The 17,164-nt window shown below is 65.6% G+C and carries 14 protein-coding genes; 7 read left to right on the forward strand and 7 right to left on the reverse strand.

What is annotated here, in order from left to right; genetic code table 11:
- Positions 1 to 158 precede the first annotated feature (158 nt).
- The 3 genes from AC07XB_RS15345 to AC07XB_RS15355 all read right to left on the reverse strand — a co-directional run bounded on the left by AC07XB_RS15345 (position 159) and on the right by AC07XB_RS15355 (position 2,907).
- Complete coding sequence (locus AC07XB_RS15345) at positions 159 to 1,370, reverse strand: aminotransferase class V-fold PLP-dependent enzyme (protein WP_492826965.1); 1,212 nt, start codon at positions 1,368 to 1,370, stop codon at positions 159 to 161.
- Positions 1,371 to 1,396: 26 nt separating this feature from the next.
- Positions 1,397 to 1,870: a RidA family protein gene (locus AC07XB_RS15350; RefSeq protein ID WP_492372734.1), complete on the reverse strand. Its 474-nt coding sequence runs from the start codon at positions 1,868 to 1,870 to the stop codon at positions 1,397 to 1,399.
- Between the two features lie 119 nt (positions 1,871 to 1,989).
- Positions 1,990 to 2,907, reverse strand: a complete 918-nt coding sequence (locus tag AC07XB_RS15355; RefSeq protein ID WP_492826967.1) for a LysR substrate-binding domain-containing protein — start codon at positions 2,905 to 2,907, stop codon at positions 1,990 to 1,992.
- Positions 2,908 to 3,166: 259 nt separating this feature from the next.
- Between AC07XB_RS15355 and AC07XB_RS15360 the strand changes: the two genes are divergently transcribed.
- From AC07XB_RS15360 to AC07XB_RS15375, 4 genes are read left to right on the forward strand one after another with little or no spacing between them, the layout of a single operon-like run.
- Positions 3,167 to 4,078, forward strand: a complete 912-nt coding sequence (locus tag AC07XB_RS15360; RefSeq protein WP_492826969.1) for a glutamate/aspartate ABC transporter substrate-binding protein — start codon at positions 3,167 to 3,169, stop codon at positions 4,076 to 4,078.
- 23 nt (positions 4,079 to 4,101) lie between these two features.
- Entirely contained in the window at positions 4,102 to 5,436 is a 1,335-nt protein-coding gene (locus AC07XB_RS15365) for an MFS transporter (RefSeq protein ID WP_492826971.1), read from the forward strand.
- A gap of 1 nt (position 5,437) precedes the next feature.
- Positions 5,438 to 5,641, forward strand: a complete 204-nt coding sequence (locus AC07XB_RS15370; protein WP_492826973.1) for a hypothetical protein — start codon at positions 5,438 to 5,440, stop codon at positions 5,639 to 5,641.
- The gene (locus AC07XB_RS15375; protein ID WP_492826975.1) at positions 5,631 to 7,019 is read left to right on the forward strand and encodes an AtzE family amidohydrolase; all 1,389 of its coding nucleotides are present in this window, start codon (positions 5,631 to 5,633) and stop codon (positions 7,017 to 7,019) included. Before AC07XB_RS15370 ends, AC07XB_RS15375 begins: the two co-directional genes overlap by 11 nt.
- A gap of 15 nt (positions 7,020 to 7,034) precedes the next feature.
- Here AC07XB_RS15375 and AC07XB_RS15380 read toward each other — a convergent pair whose 3' ends face one another.
- Positions 7,035 to 7,928, reverse strand: coding sequence for a MurR/RpiR family transcriptional regulator (locus AC07XB_RS15380; RefSeq protein WP_492372740.1), 894 nt, complete (start codon positions 7,926 to 7,928; stop codon positions 7,035 to 7,037).
- A 333-nt stretch (positions 7,929 to 8,261) separates the two neighbouring features.
- Between AC07XB_RS15380 and AC07XB_RS15385 the strand changes: the two genes are divergently transcribed.
- Complete coding sequence (locus AC07XB_RS15385) at positions 8,262 to 9,728, forward strand: N-acyl-D-amino-acid deacylase family protein (RefSeq protein ID WP_492372741.1); 1,467 nt, start codon at positions 8,262 to 8,264, stop codon at positions 9,726 to 9,728.
- A gap of 29 nt (positions 9,729 to 9,757) precedes the next feature.
- Positions 9,758 to 11,101: an aspartate aminotransferase family protein gene (locus AC07XB_RS15390; protein ID WP_492372742.1), complete on the forward strand. Its 1,344-nt coding sequence runs from the start codon at positions 9,758 to 9,760 to the stop codon at positions 11,099 to 11,101.
- 70 nt (positions 11,102 to 11,171) lie between these two features.
- On the opposite strand, the gene AC07XB_RS15395 is transcribed toward AC07XB_RS15390, so the two are convergent.
- Positions 11,172 to 12,719, reverse strand: a complete 1,548-nt coding sequence (locus AC07XB_RS15395) for a glucan biosynthesis protein G (protein ID WP_492811402.1) — start codon at positions 12,717 to 12,719, stop codon at positions 11,172 to 11,174.
- Between the two features lie 241 nt (positions 12,720 to 12,960).
- Between AC07XB_RS15395 and bglX the strand changes: the two genes are divergently transcribed.
- Complete coding sequence (gene bglX / locus AC07XB_RS15400) at positions 12,961 to 15,249, forward strand: beta-glucosidase BglX (protein WP_492827033.1); 2,289 nt, start codon at positions 12,961 to 12,963, stop codon at positions 15,247 to 15,249.
- Positions 15,250 to 15,714: 465 nt separating this feature from the next.
- On the opposite strand, the gene AC07XB_RS15405 is transcribed toward bglX, so the two are convergent.
- Positions 15,715 to 16,035 (reverse strand): calcium-binding protein, encoded by a 321-nt coding sequence (locus AC07XB_RS15405; protein WP_492826976.1) that lies wholly within the window; start codon positions 16,033 to 16,035, stop codon positions 15,715 to 15,717.
- 216 nt (positions 16,036 to 16,251) lie between these two features.
- Positions 16,252 to 16,956 (reverse strand): methyltransferase family protein, encoded by a 705-nt coding sequence (locus AC07XB_RS15410; RefSeq protein ID WP_492372743.1) that lies wholly within the window; start codon positions 16,954 to 16,956, stop codon positions 16,252 to 16,254.
- Between the last annotated feature and the right edge of the window lie 208 nt (positions 16,957 to 17,164).

Consider the following 17,164-nt stretch of genomic DNA (forward strand, 5'->3'; position numbering starts at 1 on the left):
CCGCAGTCTCTGTATCCTAGCCCGTCGCGCCATCAAGCGCCACATGAGGCATCTGCCCCGCCGCCTCCCCAGGAATTGGACGTTCGCCCAAGTTGGCTAGCATGACTGGCCTCGATGTCGCACGATGCGCATCACGATGAGAAGCCCGGTCCGGCACCCTAACGCACCAGCGCCTGCAAGCCCTCCAGCAACTTCCCGATCTCCGCCTCGGTGGTCAGGTAGCTGACCGAGGCGCGGGCGATCTGGCTGAGTCCGCGGGCGTGCATATCCAGGGGGGTATAGGCGACGCCGTTGCTGCCGATCATCACGCCCTGCGCCGCCAGGCTACGCTGCACCGACACTGGGTCCTGGCCGGCCAGGTTGAACGCCACCAGTCCGGAGCGCTCGTGGCCCTGGTCCAGCACCGTCACGCCGGGTATGCCGGCCAGTTGCGCACGCAGCGCCTGCGCGGTGGCATCGATCCGCGCACGGATGTTCTCAAGGCCGATCTCCAGCGCTTCCTGCAAGGCGTTGGCCAGGCCGCAGCGCAGCGCCATCGATGCTTCCGCCGATTCGAAGCGGGCCGCGCCGGCCCGCAGTACCGGCTCGCCGTCCGCGTCCAGCGGCGCGGAGTACGTGTCGCCGAATGCCGGCGTGAGCCGAGGCAGGAAGTCCTGCCGCACATACAGCAGGCCGGTGCCTCTTGGGCCGCGCAGTGCCTTGCGTCCGGCGCCGCTGAGCACGTCGCAGCCCAACTGGGCCACATCGATCGGCAATTGCCCCACCGCCTGCGCCGCGTCGATGAAGTAGGGGACGCCGTTGCGCCGCGCCACTTGCCCGATGGCCGCTGCCGGGTTGATCAGCCCGCCGTTGGCCGGCAGCCAGGTCAGCGCAATCAGGCGCACGCGGTCGTCCAGCATGGCCTCCAGCGCCTCGGGATCCACCGCGCCGCTGCTATCGGACGGAATGGCTTCGATCGACGCGCCCGCGCGCTGCGCAGTCAGGCGCATGGTGGCCAGGTTGCCGCCCCATTCGTGGCGCCCGACCAGGATCCGGTCGCCGGGTTGCCAGGCTCCCAGGGCGGCGAACGCGGCGCCCCAGCCGGGCGAATTGCCCGTGGTCAGCGCGATCTCCGCCGGCTGGGCGTTGAGCAGTTGCGCGGCGAGGGTACGCGCGCGTTCCGTTTGTTCGCGCGCCGCGACGCCGGCTTCCATCGGTCCCAGCGTGGCCTCGCGCTGCAGGTGGCTGTAGATCGCCTCGAGCGTGGCCGCTGACGGCAGGGAGGCGCCGCCGTGGTTGAAGTGCGTGGTGCCTTGCGCACCCGGGGTAAGGGCGCGCAGGGCGTCGACGGCGGCAGCGGAAAGGGGAGCAGCGGTGAGGGGGGCTGGCATGGGGGTTCCTGGGATGCGTGTCCGGTTCAGGGCGAGGTCAGCGCGATGACCGCTTCGACTTCCACGGCAACGCCGGCAGGCAGCGAGGCCACGCCCACGGCGCTGCGCGCATGGCGGCCTGCATCGCCGAAGACCTGCACCATCAGGTCCGACGCACCGTTGGCGATGGCGCTCTGGCGATTGAAGTCCGGCGTACAAGCCACGAAAACGCCCAGCCGCACCACACGGGCCACCCGGTCGAGCCGGTCGCCCGTGGCGGCGGCGATCTGCGACAGGATGCCGAGCGCCGACAGCCGCGCCGCCCGCACGCCGTCTTCGTCCGAAATAGTGTCGCCCAGGCGGCCCAGGTACGCGGCCTGGCCATTTTCGCGGGAGATCTGGCCGGAGATATAGAGCTGGTTGCCGTCCTGCACGAACGATACGTAGTTGGCAGCGGGCGCGGCCGCGGCTTCGAGGGTCAGCCCGAGTTCGGCCACGCGGGCGGAGAGGGAGAGGGTCATGTGGGTTGCGCGGGAAAGGGATTGGGAAGGCCCATCCTATCGGCTTGGTGGCCGGGAAACCAATCAATTCTTGCTTCGCCACACATGAGCAAAACTAATCCGTGGGTGATCACGCGGCGTCAGGCGCGGTCCAGCGCATCCTCGGTGGCCACCGCCATCAGCCAGCCACGGAATGCCGACGCGGCCTCGCCCAGCGCGCCGCGCGGCGCGACCAGCCACCAGCCGATGCCGGGATCATCCAGTACCGCGTCGGGCAGGGCCTGCACCAGCGCGCCGCTGGCCAGTTGCTGGGCGATCAGGCGGTGGCGGCCCATGGCGATGCCCTGGCCGGCGAGCGCCGCTTCCACCACGATGTTGTAGTCGTGCAGATGCACGGTCTGCGCCTGGCTCAGGTCCAGGCCAAAGCGGCGCGACCAGGCGGCCCACTCGAACGGCTGCCGGGCATGCGACGATAAAAACGCAAAGCGCAGCAGGTCCTGTGGCTTGGCGGGCCGATCCGGCCCGGCGATCAGGCCGGGCACACAGACCACCGACAGGCGCTCCGGCATGAGTTGCTGCGCCTGCACGCCCGGCCAGGCGCCGCGCCCGTAGCGGATCGCCACGTCGACCTCGCCGCCGGCCACATCCGCCAGGCCGATATCGGGCCGCAATTGCAGGTCGATGCCGGGATGCGCCAGCGAGAACGCCTGCAAGCGTGGCGCCAGCCAGCGTGTGCCAAACGACGCCAGCAGCCCCACGGTCAGCGTCGTGCGCGCCGTGCTGGGCGCCCGTACCTGCTCGGTGCCGTCGCGCAGCAGTTCGAACGCCGCGTGCACCTTGGCGTAATACGCCTGCCCCGCGGGCGTCAGCGCAACCGCGCGCGCGCGCCGCTCGAACAGCGTCACGCCCAGGTCGTTCTCCAGGCGCTGGATATGGTGGCTGACGGCGCTTTGTGACACAAAAAGCTCTTGGCCCGCCAGGCTGAAGCTCAGGCGCCTGGCGGCAGCTTCGAACGCGCGCAGGGTGACGAGAGGCGGCAGGGCTCGCATGGAACGCATGAGGCTGGGTCAAAAGCTGGAGGCGAGCGCGACATGCTACGCCTGGTTGCGCAGGCCTGCTGGTTCCCTCATGCCTCAAAACGAGGCTGGTCATGCACCATTTGTATCGCCTTATTTGGTGCGTGATGCGTCTGTTACTTCATTTTTCCCGTAAAAAATACATATGTTTCATGGTTATCCATGATGGAACAGTTGTTGCTCAGTGAATAGTATTCAAACGCGATGGCCCGTCGCATGTCTGCTAAACAAGGAGCGATAAATGAAAGCTGTGAAAGCCACCTGCCTCGGATTGGCAATGCTGGGAGCGATGCTTGGCGTGGGGGCGGTCCAGGCCTCGGATGTGGCTGCCAGCCCCACGCTGGCCCGGATCAAGGAGTCGGGGACGATCACGATCGGGCATCGCACCACCTCGATCCCGTTTTCCTACTACGACAGCAACCAGAAGGTGATCGGCTACTCGCAGGACATCTGCGACAAGGTGGTGGCCGAGGTCAAGAAGCAGGCGGGGTTGGCCAAGCTTGACGTGCGCATGGTGCCGGTCACGTCGCAGAACCGCATATCCCTGGTCCAGAACGGCACAGTCGACCTGGAGTGCGGGGTCACCACCAACCTGAAAGCGCGCCAGCAGCAGGTGGCGTTCTCCACCACCTTCTTTGTTGCCGGCACGCGCCTGCTGGTCAAGAAGGGCGGCCCGGTCCACGACTTCCCGGACCTTAGCGGCAAGGCCGTGGTCACCAACGCGGGCACCACGTCCGAGCGGATCCTGCGCAAGCTCAACGACGACAAGAAGGCCAACATCACGATCCAGAGCGCCAAGGACTACGGCGAGTCGTTCCTGATCCTGCAATCGGGCCGCGTCTGGGCCTTCATGATGGACGACGTGCTGCTGTCGGGCGCAAAAACGCTGGCGCCGAACCCGGCGGAATGGGAAGTGGTTGGCACGCCCCAATCGTTCGAGGCCTACGGCTTCATGATGCGCAAGGACGATCCCGGGTTCAAGAAGCTGGTCGACGGCGTGATCACCGGCCTGATGAAGAGCGGCGAGATCAAGGGCCTGTACGAAAAATGGTTCAGCAAGCCGGTGCCGCCTAAGAACATCAATTTCGAGTTCCCGATGAGCGCCGCGGTCAAGAGAGCTTACGACCAGCCCAACGACGAAGCGTTTGAGTAATCCCGTACCAGCAGGAGACCAGCATGACCGTTGTCAAGAACCCCGCCACCCTGGGTGACGCGGGGCAAGCGCCCCGCGTTGAGAGCGGGCTGGACGCCGCCGCCTTCGCCAAGGTGACCAGGCGCATCGTGCCGTTCATCGTCCTTTGCTATTTCTTCAGCTACCTGGACCGGGTGAATGTTGGCTTTGCCAAGCTGCAGATGCAGCAGGCGCTGGGGCTGAGCGACGTGGTGTACGGCATCGGGGCCGGTATCTTCTTCTGGGGCTACATGCTCTGCCAGGTGCCCAGCAGCCTGCTGATCTACCGGCTGGGCATGCGCAAGAGCATGGCCGCCATCATGATCGTGTGGGGGCTGGTTTCCGCCGCGACCATGCTGGTGAGCACGCCAGCGGAGTTCTACTTCGCACGTTTCATGCTGGGCGTGACGGAAGCCGGCTTCTTCCCTGCCGCGGTCATGTACCTGAACAAATGGTATCCGGCGGCCCGGCAGTCGAAGATCATGTCGATCCTGTTCCTGGCGATGCCGCTGGGGATGGTGCTGGGCGGGCCGATTTCTGGCGCGCTGATGTCCGGCACGCATGATCTGCATGGCTTGCAGGGCTGGCAGTGGATGTTCCTGATCGAAGCGTTGCCGGCGATCGTGCTGGGCCTGCTCGTGCTCAAGATGCTGCCGGAGTCGCCTCAGGCCGCGCCCTGGCTGACCAAGGCGGAAGCGGCGGCGATCACCACCACGCTATCCACGGAGAACGCCCGCAAGAACACGAGCTTCGTGGCCGCGCTCAAGTCTCCGGTGCTGTGGATGCTGATGGGCATTTGCCTGCTGTTCAATATCGGCAACTATGGCCTGGTGTTCTGGCTCCCGACCATCATCCAGTCCACGGGCATGCAGTCTCCCCTCGAGATTGCCTTGCTGACGGCAATCCCGTATGGCGTTGCCTGCGTGGTGATGAACCGCAACGCGGCGCATGCGCAGCGCGTGGGTGAGCGGCGCCTGCATGCCGCCGTCCCGCTCTTTGTCGCGGCCGCCGCCATGTGGGCCAGCACGCTGTTTGCGCACAATACCGTCATGGCCATGGTGTTCCTGACCATCGGCATCTCCGGCCTGATGGCGACGCTGGCAATGTTCTGGGGCCTGCCGGGCCGCGTGCTGGCCGGTACGGCCGCCGCAGGCGGCATCGCCATGATCAACAGTGCCGCCAGCCTCGCTGGCTTGATCGGCCCCGTGCTCATGGGTGGCATCAAGCAGTCCACCGGCAGCATCTCGCTGGGGGTGCTGGCACTGGCCGCCATGATGCTGATTGCCGCGGTGCTGATCCTCGCCATTCCGCGCGAACTCATGTCCGACCGGCAGGTGTGAGATGGCGACGCAACGCATGACGCAGGCGGAACTGCTGGCTGCCGTCGATACGGCCATCGGCAAAGTCCGGCCGCCGGTTTCGGCGGAGGATATCGAGGCTGTTGTGGCGCTGGTGCAGGGCATGGAGGGCATGGCGCAGGGGCTTGCCAATGCCTTGGCAAGCGGGCAGGCGCGGAGCAGGGTGGGGGGCGGCGATGGCGCTTGATTTGCAGTCCGTCACTGGCATCGCGGCGCAGCTCCGCGGCGGGAGTCATACCGCGCAAGACGTGGTTCGGGCCAGCCTTGCCAGGGCGGCGCAGGTGGCGTCGCTGAACTGTGTCTCCCGGCTGCTGGCGCGGGAGGCCATTGTCGGCGCAGGCGCCTGTGACACGGCCCGCCTCGCCGGCGAGGCCCCGCTTCCCCTGGCTGGCGTGCCTTTTGTCGTCAAGAACCTGCTGGACGTGGCAGGCCACGCGACGCTTGCCGGCGCCCATGCGCGGGCGAACGAGCCGCCCGCCACCCGCAGCGCCGCCGTGGTGCAGGCGTTGATGGCGGCCGGCGCGATCCCGGTGGCGCTGACTCAGATGGACGAGTATGCCTGCGGCGCTACTGGCGAGAACGTGATCGGCGGACCGGTGCGCAATCCGCTGGATCCGTCCAGGATCGCCGGCGGATCGTCGGCGGGCACCGCCGCGGCGATTGCAGCCGGGATCGCACCGATTGGCATCGGGTCCGATACCAACGGATCCATTCGCGCGCCGGCGTCGTTCTGCGGCATCTGGGGCCTGCGGCCGACCACGGGCCGCATTTCGGCGCAAGGGTGCTTTCCGTATGCCGAGAGCCTGGACGCGGTGGGTCCGATGGCCTCGGATGCAACCGGGCTGGCAATGGCGTACCGCGCGATGCTGGGGTCCGGAGCCGGAGCCGGACCCGGACCCGGCGAGCCGATGCGGCCTGCCGGCGTGTCGATGGCTGGCCTGCGCGTGGGGATTTTGCAAGCCGGCTTTGGCGATTTCGCGCAGGACGAGGCCCAGGATGCCGTGCTGCGCGTTGCCTCGGCGTTTGATGCTGTACGGAAGATCGATTTACCCGAAGCCGATCTTGCACGCGACGCCGCGTCGATCATTTCCGCGTTTGAAGTCGGGCGCAACCATGTTCAGCGCGGATTCGCCGAGCGCCATCCTGGCTATAGCGCCTTTGTGCGCCGGCGCATGCTGGCCGGCCTGTCCATCCCCGAGGGCTGGTACCAGTTGGCCAAGGCCTACCAGGCCGTGTGGCGCCAAAAGCTGGAAGCACTGTTCGACGAGGTTGACCTGCTGCTGGCGTGCACCACGCCGTACGCCGCACCCCTGATCGGGGCGGAGCAGATCGCTGGCAGCAAGCGGGGCTACGTGCCGCGCGCAGATGCCGGCCACCTGACTCGCCCTGTCTCGCTGGCGGGGCTGCCCGTGGTCGCCGCGCCTTGCGCCGTGGCCGGCCTGCCCCTCGGCGTACAGCTAATCGCGCCGCCGTGGCAGGAAACTAGGTGCCTGGACGTGGCGTTGTTCCTGGAAGCGCAAGGGCTTTGCCGCAATGCGCGGGCCGGCTGCAGCCAGCTCGCCTAGCGCATGTCCGGCCAGCTAGCCCCGCCTGGCCGGGACATAGGCGCCGGTCTGGTGCAACTGGCCTTCGGCGAGTTCGAGCGCCTTGATCGCGCCCTTGCCCTTCTTGGCCAGCAACTGCTCGACCAGGGCTTCCGCCACCGCCACGCCGGCCGTGATGGAGGGAAAGAACGACGGGCTGTCGATGGAAAACAGCAGGGTGCAATCGGCATGCAAGGCAATCGGCGCCACGGTGCTGTCGGTCAGGGCCACCACGCGGCAGCCGGCCTCGCGCGCGGCATCGGCCACGCGGATGCTCTCCTGCGAGTAGGGCGCAAAGCTCACGACCACCACGGCATCCTTGGCCGTCAGGGCGCGCAGCTCCATCTCGAGCGTGCCCGCATCGCCACGGATCAGGTGCACCGTTGGGCGAAACAGCCGATACACGTAGTGCAGGGTGAACGCGATGGGGTAGCACGAGCGAAAGCCCGCTACATACACATTGGGCGCGGCGCTGAGCAGGTCAGCAGCCTGCGGCATCGACTCGGCATTGTTGGCCCCGGTCAGGTCCAGGTTGCGGTGCTGGGCGTCGAGCATTTCCGTGAGCATCCGGCTTGACCCGCTCTCGCGTACCAGCTTCTTGGCACGCTTGGCGTAGGGCTGCGGGCCGCCGCGGATCGACTCGACAAAGAGCTCGCGCAGGCCCTGCCAGCCCTCGAAGCCAAGGAACTGCGCCAGGCGCACCAGGGTGGCCGGCTGGACACCTGCATTCGCGGCAATCTTGCGCATGGACAGGATGGGAATCTCCTGCGGATGATCGAGCAGGTAGCGCGCCCCGCCCTGGAACTGCGTACTAAGCGTAGCGAAGTTCTCCCGGAGATGAACAAGTAGTTCATCCAGGCTCTGCGGCGGCATGGAGACTTCGGTAGGCATGGGTGGTGTCCTGATTGACGGATGTAACGATTGTTGCACAACTAGTCACCCGACGCACGGGGCGTGCCTCCGGCGTGGCTTGGTGCGGAATGAATCGAGTGAATCTCATTGATTTGCAAAGAAACATATGTTGCATAAGCGGGCGCGCTTTCTTATACTTCACCGACGCCGGCAGCGCTTCTTTGGCCGGTCCCGCCTTGAAGGCGAAGTTCGCGGCCCCAATGCGCACAGGCGCACAGGCGCGGACCAGCTTTGCGGCCCTGGAGGGCGTGAGGTGGGCGGAGGTTGTCAAGCAAGCGGGAATCGAACCACGGTAAGCAGGGGAGAGAAGTCATGTCGGCATTACCCATGGAGGCCGCCAGCATTGCAGATTTGCTGTTTCGGCGCGCGACGCTGGTCGATGGCACGGGCGCGCCGCGGCGGATCGCGGATGTCGCCGTCGCCGGCGGCCGGGTCGTTGCCGTCGGCGACCTGGCCGGCATGCAGGCCAGGGCAGTGATCGACGCGGCGGGCCGCGTGCTGGCGCCGGGCTTCATCGATTCCCACACGCACGACGACGGGTACCTGCTGGTGCATCCGGAGATGGAACCCAAGGTTTCGCAGGGCATCACCACGGTGGTGACAGGCAACTGCGGCATCAGCGTGGCGCCGCTGGTCATCGGCGATCCGCCACAGCCACTGGACCTGTTGGGGCCGGCGGAACTGTTCCGGTTCGCCGAGTTCGCCGACTGGCTGAATGCCATGCGCGCCAAGCCGGCCAACGTGAACGTGGTGCCGTTGCTCGGCCACTCGACGCTGCGCGTCAAGGCCATGCCGGACGTGAGCCGCGAGGCCAATGCGCAGGAAGTGGCCGCCATGCGCGTGGAGGTGGAAAAAGCCATGCAGGCAGGCGCCTTCGGCGTATCCACTGGCACCTTCTATCCGCCGGCCGCTGCCGCCACGGAGCAGGAGATCATCCAGGTCTGCGAGCCGCTGCGGGCATTCGGGGGCATCTACTCCACCCACCTGCGTGACGAGACCGACGATATCGTGCCCTCGATCGAAGAGGCGCTCAGGATCGGTGGGGCGCTGGATTGCCGCATCGTCTTCTCGCATCACAAGGTAGCGGGCAAACGCAATCATGGCCGCTCCGTGGAGACCCTGGCCATCCTGGAGAAAGCCTCCAGGCTGCAGCCGCTATGCCTGGACTGCCATCCCTATCCCGCAACCTCGACCATGCTCCGGCTGGATCGCGTACGGCAATCCACGCGCACCATGATCACCTGGTCCAAAGGCTACCCGGAAGCGGGCGGCCGGGATTTCCAGGAACTCATGCAGACGCTGGGGCTGGACGAACATGGCCTGCTGGAACGGCTGAAGCCCGCCGCCGCCATCTACTTCATCATGGATGAAGCGGACGTCGAGCGCATCGCCAGCTTTCCCCTGACCATCTTTGGCTCGGACGGGCTCCCGTTCGACCCACGGCCCCACCCGCGCCAGTGGGGTACGTTCCCGCGCATCCTCGCGCGGATGGTGCGTGAGTCCGGGCTGATGACGCTTGAGCAAGCCGTTCACAAGATGTCCGGGCTTGCCGCCGAGCAATACGGACTCACGGACCGCGGGCTAGTCCGGGCCGGCCAGTTCGCCGACCTGGTCCTGTTCGACGCGCAACGTGTGCAGGACCACGCCACCTTCGAGGATCCGATCCGCCTCAGCGAGGGCATCCACGGCGTCTGGGTCAATGGCCAGCGCGTGTGGGAAAACACACACGTTATCCCGGCATTTTCCGGCCAGGTTCTGACGCACCGCCCGCGTCCCTAATTCGACATTTCGTTTCCACACCAGACACCATGACCCACGTATTCCACCGCAATCCCCGCCAGACGCTTGCCGTGGCAGTTTCCGGCAAGGGCATCGAGCTCATCGACAGCAATGGCAAGCACTATATCGACGCTTCGGGCGGGGCCGCGGTGTCCTGCCTGGGCCACGGGCATCCCAGGGTGATCGAGGCGATCAAGCAGCAGGTCGACTCGCTCGCCTACGCGCATACGTCGTTCTTCACCACCGAAGTGTCGGAAGAACTGGCCCGCACCTTGGCGCAAGCGGCGCCCGGCGATCTGAACCACGTCTACTTTGTCTCGGGCGGCTCGGAGGCGGTCGAGGCCGCGTTGAAGCTGGCGCGGCAGTATTTCGTGGAGATCGGGCAAACGCAGCGCCGCCACTTCATCGCGCGCCGCCAGAGCTACCATGGCAACACGCTGGGGGCGCTGGCCATCGGCGGCAATGCATGGCGTCGCGAGCCGTTCCTGCCCCTGCTGGTGCCGGCGCACCATGTGGCGCCGTGCTACGCCTACCGCGACCAGGAAGCGGGCGAGACCGACCAGCAGTACGCGCAGCGCCTGGCCGACGAGCTCGAAGCCAAGATCCTCGAACTTGGCCCGCAGAGCGTCGCCGCGTTCGTGGCGGAGACGGTGGTGGGCGCGACCGCCGGCGCGGTGCCGCCGGTGGCGGACTATCTCAGGCGTATTCGCGCTGTCTGCGACAAGTACGGCGTGCTGCTGATCCTCGACGAAATCATGTCCGGCATGGGCCGCACCGGCTACCTGTTCGCGTGCGAGGAGGATGGCGTGGTGCCCGATATCGTGACCATCGCCAAGGGCCTGGCCGCGGGCTATCAACCGATCGGTGCAATGATATCGAGCAGCCGCATCTATGACGCGGTGGTGGGCGGCAGCGGCTTCTTCCAGCATGGGCACACGTATATCGGCCATGCCACGGCTTGCGCGGCGGCACTGGCCGTGCAGCGCACCATCTCCGGGGACCATCTGCTGGAGAACGTGCTGGCGCGCGGCGAGCAGCTCCGCGCGCGGCTGCGCGAAACGCTGGGCGACCACCCCAACGTTGGCGACATCCGCGGCCGCGGCCTCTTTGTCGGCGTGGAGTTCGTGGCCGACCGCGAGACCAAGGCGACGCTGGACCCCGCCCTGAAGATGCATGCCCGGCTCAAGTCCACCGCCATGCACAACGGGCTGCTGATCTATCCGATGGGCGGCACCGTGGATGGCGTGCGGGGCGACCACGTGCTCTTTGCGCCGCCGTTCATCTGCACGGCGCAGGATATCGACCGCATCGTCGAGCGCTTTGCCGCGTCGGTGCAGACCGTGATGCCGGCGACCCGCGGCGCGCTCGCCTGAGCCGGGACGCCAGGCGCAGGACGGGGGGGCGGCACGGCGCAACAGGCGGTCGTATTTCGTATTGCCCGTATTATTTGCCGCCGACCGAATACGGCGGCATCTGGTAGCTCCACGTTTCGCTCAGCGTCTTGTCGCCGGACACCAGCGCCGCGCGCATTTCCACCACCTGCTTCGGATCCTTGACCTTGATCCGCAGGTTCAGCCGCCAGCCCTTGATGACGGGATTGGGTTCCACCACCCTGTCGATGATCTCGGCGTTGCTGCTCACGCTGACCTGCGCGCCCACCTGCGTGCCCGGGGGAAGGCTCGCCAGCACGGGGCCTTCGAAGTCAACCACGATGCCTGTGCTGCCATCCAGGTGGCGGATCAGGTTGGCCTGCGTGATTTCTCCTGCGGAGCGCAGCGTCTGCCTGACCGAGGCCAGGTTCTTGTCCATCAGGGCGCGCTCGTCAAGGGTCCAGTGCATCGTGTAGTCCGCCTTCAGGGGCTGGCCCTTGGGCGGCAACTGGTCCGGCGTCCAGAAGGCGACGATGTTGTCGTTGGTCTCGTCAGGCGTGGGGATTTCCACCAGCTCGACCTTGCCCTTGCCCCAGTCGCCCTGGGGCTCGATCCAGGCGCTTGGCCGCAGGTCATAACGGTCCTTCAGGTCTTCATACGAGGAAAACTCGCGGCCCCGCTGGAGCAGGCCGAAGCCCCTGGGGTTGGTGACCTGGAAGGTGCTGATGGCGAGGTTGCGCGGATTGTTCAGCGGGCGCCACAGCCATTCGCCGCTGCCGGTATGGATGGCAAGGCCGTTGGAGTCGTGCAGGGCCGGGCGGAAGTTGTACTGGTCGCGCTGCTGGTTCGGCCCGAACAGGAACATGCTGGTCAGTGGCGCCACGCCGAGCTTGGCGACGGGGCCGCGCAGGAAAATGCGCGCCTGCACCTTGAGGACCGCGTCCTCGCCGGGGTAGAGATCGAAGCGGTAGGCGCCGGTGGCACGCTGGGAATCAAGCAGCGCATAGAACACCAGGTGCTTGTCCTGTGGATCCGGCCGCTCGATCCAGAACTCGCGGAAGGCCGGAAACTCCTCTGCGACGGGCAGCCCGGTATCGATGGCCAGGCCGCGGCTGGACAGGCCATAGACCTGGTTCTTGCCGATGACCCTGAAGTAGCTGGCGCCCAGCACGCTCATGATCTCGTCGAGCTTGTCGGCCCGGTTGATCGGGTAGAGCACCCGGAAGCCGGCATAGCCGAGCTTGCCGGTCGCGGACTTGTCCAGCTTCAGGTCGCCGAAGTCGAAGCGCGCGGGATCGTACCTGATCTCATGGACCGCGCCGCCCACGATCTCGTTGATGCGTACCGGGCTGCCGAACTGCATGCCCTGGTGGTAGAAGCCCAGGCGGAACGGCGTGCCTTGGTCCTTCCACTCCAGGTTGTCGCGCTGGGGCTGGATCTTGATGTAGTCGGCAAACTGCATCTGGCTGAACACCGGGGGCAGGTTGCTGACCGGTGCGGCATAGGGCTTGTCGGCCAGGGTCTTGGCGCGGGGCACCACGTCGTCCAGGGAGAACGCGCTGGCCTGGCTGCCCGCCAGCAACGCCCCGGCGGCCAGCAGCGTTGGCAAGGCGATTTGCATCTTGTTACGAAACGACGCGGCGATGACGGCAAGAACCACGAATCTCTCCAGAAAAACAGGTTAAGCAAGGCTGCCGCGTCACATGCGGCGGCAGCAGATAGTGTAGTGGCGGTAAACTGCGCTCGCAGTGCAGAAAGATAAACGATAGCGTATTTCGCTTCACGTGCCTGTCAGGCAGGAAACGCGCACCACCTGCGGGGCAGCTACCTTGTCGCGCCACCTGGATAACACTCAGATGAGAATGCTCTCTTTGCTGGCCCTGTCGGCCAGCCTGGTTTGTTCGCCGGTTCTTGCCGGTACCGCGCCGGCTGCCGCTGGCGACAAGAATGCCTTCGTCGCCGATCTCATAGGACGGATGACGCTGGAGGAGAAGATCGGGCAATTGCGCCTGATCAGCATCGGCGAGGACATGCCCCAGCCCCAATTGCTCAAGGAGATCGCGGCGGGCCGGGTAGGCGGCACGTTCAACTCGGTGACGCGCAAGGACAACCGGCCGATGCAGCAGGCGGCGGTGGAGCGCAGCCGCCTGAAGATCCCCATCTTCTTCGCCTACGACGTGGTGCACGGGCAACGCACCATCTTCCCGATCAGCCTGGGCCTGGCATCGAGCTGGGACATGGAAACCGTGGCGCAGAGCGCGCGCGTCTCGGCCATCGAAGCCAGCGCGGATGGCCTCGACATGACCTTCGCGCCGATGGTCGACATCTCGCGCGATCCGCGCTGGGGGCGCACGTCGGAAGGGTTTGGCGAGGATCCGTACCTGGTCTCGCTGTGCGCGCAGGCCAGCGTCAGGGGCTTTCAGGGAACCTCCCTGGCCAACGCAGATAGCGTGATGGCGGTGGTCAAGCACTTCGCGCTGTACGGCGCGGTGGAAGGCGGGCGCGACTACAACACGGTCGACATGAGCCCGCTGCGCATGTACCAGGACTACCTGCCGCCGTACCGCGCCGGCATCGATGCCGGCGCCGGCGGCGTCATGATTGCGCTGAACTCGATCAACGGCGTGCCGGCCACATCCAACACATGGCTGTTGCGGGACCTGCTGCGCAAGAGCTGGGGCTTCAAGGGCATCACGGTGAGCGACCACGGGGCCATCGACGAGCTGACCAAGCATGGCGTGGCCAAGGATGCGCGCGAGTCCGCCAAGCTCGCCATCCTGGCCGGCGTCGACATGAGCATGCACGACTCCGCCTACCGGGACCACCTGCCCGAACTGGTGAAATCCGGCGAAGTGCCCATGCGCGTCATTGACGACGCGGTGCGCGAGATACTGGGCGCCAAGTACGACCTGGGACTGTTCCAGGAACCCTTCAAGCGCATCGGCGCCGCGGAGCAGGACCCGGCCGACGTCGACGCGCCGAGCCGCCTGCATCGGGAGGCCGCACGCGCCGCCGCGCGCAAGTCGCTGGTGCTGCTCGAGAACCGCGAGCGCACGCTGCCGCTGAAGAAGGCCGGCACGGTCGCGCTCGTCGGGCCGCTGGCCGATGCGCCCATCGACACCATGGGGAGCTGGTCGGCTGCCGGCAAATCCGCGCAGACGGTGACGCTGCTCCAAGGCGTGCGCGACGCGCTCGGCGGCAATGGCCGCGTGGTCTATGCCCGCGGCGCGAACGTGACCGACGACGCTGGCGTGGTCGGGTACCTGAACTTCATGAACTGGGACAAGCCCGAGATTGTCCAGGATAAGCGTGCCCCGGGGGACATGATTGCCGAAGCCGTGGCGGCAGCGCGCGGCGCCGACGTGATCGTGGTGGCCGTGGGCGAGTCGCGCGGCATGTCGCATGAAGCCTCGAGTCGTACCACCTTGTCGCTGCCGGGCAGCCAGGAGACGCTGCTCAAGGCGCTCAAGACCACCGGCAAGCCGATGGTGGTGGTGTTGATGAACGGCCGCCCGCTCACCATCAACTGGGTGAAGGACAACGCCGACGCCGTGCTCGAGACCTGGTACGCCGGCACCGAAGGCGGCCATGCCATTGCCGACGTGCTGTTCGGGGACTACAACCCTTCGGGCAAGCTGCCCGTTTCCTTCCCGCGCTCGCTCGGGCAGATCCCCACCTACTACAACCAGCTGCGTATCGGGCGCCCGTTCGTGCCGGGCCAGCCGCCAAACTACACCTCGCAATACTTCGAGGAAACGTCCGGTCCGCTGTACCCGTTCGGCTACGGACTGAGCTATACGGACTTCAGCGTATCCGGCATCACGCTGTCGAGCCCCACCATGCCGCGCGGTGGCCGCATCGAGGCGAGCGTGACGGTGAAGAACACCGGGCAGCGCGATGGCGAAACCGTGGTCCAGCTCTATATCCAGGACGTTGCCGCTTCCGTGGTGCGGCCGGTGAAGGAACTGAAGGACTTCCACAAGCTCATGCTCAAGGCAGGCGAGGAGCGCGTGGTGCGTTTTGCCCTCGATGAGGACAAGCTGAAGTTCTTCAATGCCAAACTTGACTATGCCGCCGAGCCGGGGGAGTTCAAGGTCCAGATCGGGCTGGATTCGCAAGCTGTGCGGGAGCAGGGCTTTGTGCTGCAGTAGGGGAGAGGTGAGGGCTTGGGAAAGTGCGTTGATTGCGCGCGCGGTCTCAGCCCGCTGGCCTGAATAGGGGTTTATGCCAGCTTTTCGCCAGCGCCGCGTTGCGGTCTACTGAAAGCGAGTTGAGACGTGGCTGGCGTGTGGAACAGATACTGCCGTGCTTTCCACAAATGATCAGCCGTGGATTCCTACTTCAGGAGACAACACCATGGTGACCAAGCAGGACGATGCATTCGTTTTGAAAAACCTTCTCGCGCTGGCGGCAGTGGAAGCGCTAGGCGGCGCGATTGCGCTAGGGTTCGCCTTCAACCTCCTGACCTGACTGGAATATCGCCAGGGACCGTCCATCATTAAATAAGCACTAAATAAGCACTAAATAAGCACTAAAGCTCCCCGGCACTGGCCTGGTTCTGGCCAGCACGCCGGGGAACTCGCCTTGACCCTACCTTGAGGGCCAGCGCCGTCAGCTCAGTTCAGGCTTCCCGGATTTTGCGCCGCAGTGCGCTGTTTGGACTTGGCCGCCCAGTACGCGCCAATCTGCTTCTGCGTGATCTCGCCCTTCTTCTTGGCGTCGATCGCGTCGAAATTCTTGTAGACCTCGGGCATGCCGGCCTCCGCTTCCTCTTTCGTCAGCTTGCCGTCGTGATTAGTGTCGGCAGCAGCGAACTTTTCCGCGAATTTTGCCTTGGCTTCCTTTGCATTCATCGGCTGCTGTTGCGCGCCGACGCTGCCGGCGGCGAAAAAGGCGAGCAGCGCCAAGCTGGCTGTTGATACTAGCCGTGGAATCATTAGCGTCTCCTTGAACACGTCGATGGTGGGGCCTGCCGGTCTGGCGGATGTCTGCGATCGGCGGGCTTTTGCAGGAATCGGGGAGCAATCGATCCCCCCAGATCCTTGGCTATGATCATCGTTGGCATTCCGGTGTTCGGGTATTTAGATATTTCCGGATCTGATATTAGAATTTTCCCAATCCAGGGGGGCGAGCCGGGTAATCCCTAGCGCCACTTAAAACACGCCGGGAATGACGCGATATCGCACATTGGCCTGATACGCGCGATAGGCGGGATCCTGGCCCAGGAGTTGTTCTTCCCTGAACATCCGGCCCGTTTGCAAGGCATAAAGGCCGCCGTAGAGCAGTGCATTGCGCCAGCCAAAGTTGGCCAGCAGGAAGCCAAGGTCCGTCACCAGATAGCTGAGATAAATGGGGTGGCGCACGAGCCGGTACGCGCCGCGCGACACCACGCCGCGATTGGCGGGCAGGATGCCGAAGGAGCCGCGCAGCGATAGCTTGGCGAATAGCTGGAACAGGATGCCGGTGATTTCCAGCGTTGCGCCGACTGTCTCGGGGACAAGGCGAACGCCGGGGTCGAGTTCGATCCCGAGATAGTAGAAGCTGCCGCCAATCGACATCACAAAGCTCAAGGGGCGCATGTCGCGCCTTTCGGGGATCCGCGAGAACAGCGACAAACCTACGGTCAGCACCGTGGCAACCACGAGCAGCAGCAAGGTGATGCGCTCGGGCGCCAGGCGCCACTGCGCGTAAGCGCTATAGGCGAACAGGCTCAGCAACAGGACGACGCCCAGGCGCGCGGACACCTCCATCACCATCTCACGCACTTGTGGCCGGATGAATCTGATAGAGAATCCACCGCCGTTGCGCGCATTGACCCGATTGGCGCTACGCGACTTTGCGTCGCTATCGTTATGCATTCCCTGAGACCTCTCTGTTTTTATAAGGCAAGCCTGCATGACCCGCGCGGGACATCGTCATGCCGCGTCGGATGGATTCAGCGTGCCAATCATGAGCAGAGATTACGCCGGGATGCGGGTGCAACCCATATCCCCCTAACGAGGGGACAACCTTGCGCCTCGCGTGTCAGGCAGCCGCGGGGCGCGCGGGAGGGGGGGCGACATCGTG

The sequence above is a fragment of the Cupriavidus sp. GW821-FHT02F09 genome (assembly GCF_059421605.1).

Excerpts from the sequence above, each read along its gene's own strand:
- AC07XB_RS15375 (WP_492826975.1), top strand. The coding sequence starts at position 5,631 with ATGGCGCTTGATTTGCAGTCCGTCACTGGCATCGCGGCGCAGCTCCGC.
- bglX (WP_492827033.1), top strand. The coding sequence starts at position 12,961 with ATGCTCTCTTTGCTGGCCCTGTCGGCCAGCCTGGTTTGTTCGCCGGTT.
- AC07XB_RS15390 (WP_492372742.1), top strand. The coding sequence starts at position 9,758 with ATGACCCACGTATTCCACCGCAATCCCCGCCAGACGCTTGCCGTGGCA.
- AC07XB_RS15380 (WP_492372740.1), bottom strand. The coding sequence starts at position 7,928 with ATGCCTACCGAAGTCTCCATGCCGCCGCAGAGCCTGGATGAACTACTT.
- AC07XB_RS15350 (WP_492372734.1), bottom strand. The coding sequence starts at position 1,870 with ATGACCCTCTCCCTCTCCGCCCGCGTGGCCGAACTCGGGCTGACCCTC.
- AC07XB_RS15410 (WP_492372743.1), bottom strand. The coding sequence starts at position 16,956 with ATGCATAACGATAGCGACGCAAAGTCGCGTAGCGCCAATCGGGTCAAT.
- AC07XB_RS15405 (WP_492826976.1), bottom strand. The coding sequence starts at position 16,035 with ATGATTCCACGGCTAGTATCAACAGCCAGCTTGGCGCTGCTCGCCTTT.
- AC07XB_RS15365 (WP_492826971.1), top strand. The coding sequence starts at position 4,102 with ATGACCGTTGTCAAGAACCCCGCCACCCTGGGTGACGCGGGGCAAGCG.
- AC07XB_RS15360 (WP_492826969.1), top strand. The coding sequence starts at position 3,167 with ATGAAAGCTGTGAAAGCCACCTGCCTCGGATTGGCAATGCTGGGAGCG.
- AC07XB_RS15345 (WP_492826965.1), bottom strand. The coding sequence starts at position 1,370 with ATGCCAGCCCCCCTCACCGCTGCTCCCCTTTCCGCTGCCGCCGTCGAC.
- AC07XB_RS15355 (WP_492826967.1), bottom strand. The coding sequence starts at position 2,907 with ATGCGTTCCATGCGAGCCCTGCCGCCTCTCGTCACCCTGCGCGCGTTC.
- AC07XB_RS15370 (WP_492826973.1), top strand. The coding sequence starts at position 5,438 with ATGGCGACGCAACGCATGACGCAGGCGGAACTGCTGGCTGCCGTCGAT.
- AC07XB_RS15385 (WP_492372741.1), top strand. The coding sequence starts at position 8,262 with ATGTCGGCATTACCCATGGAGGCCGCCAGCATTGCAGATTTGCTGTTT.
- AC07XB_RS15395 (WP_492811402.1), bottom strand. The coding sequence starts at position 12,719 with ATGCAAATCGCCTTGCCAACGCTGCTGGCCGCCGGGGCGTTGCTGGCG.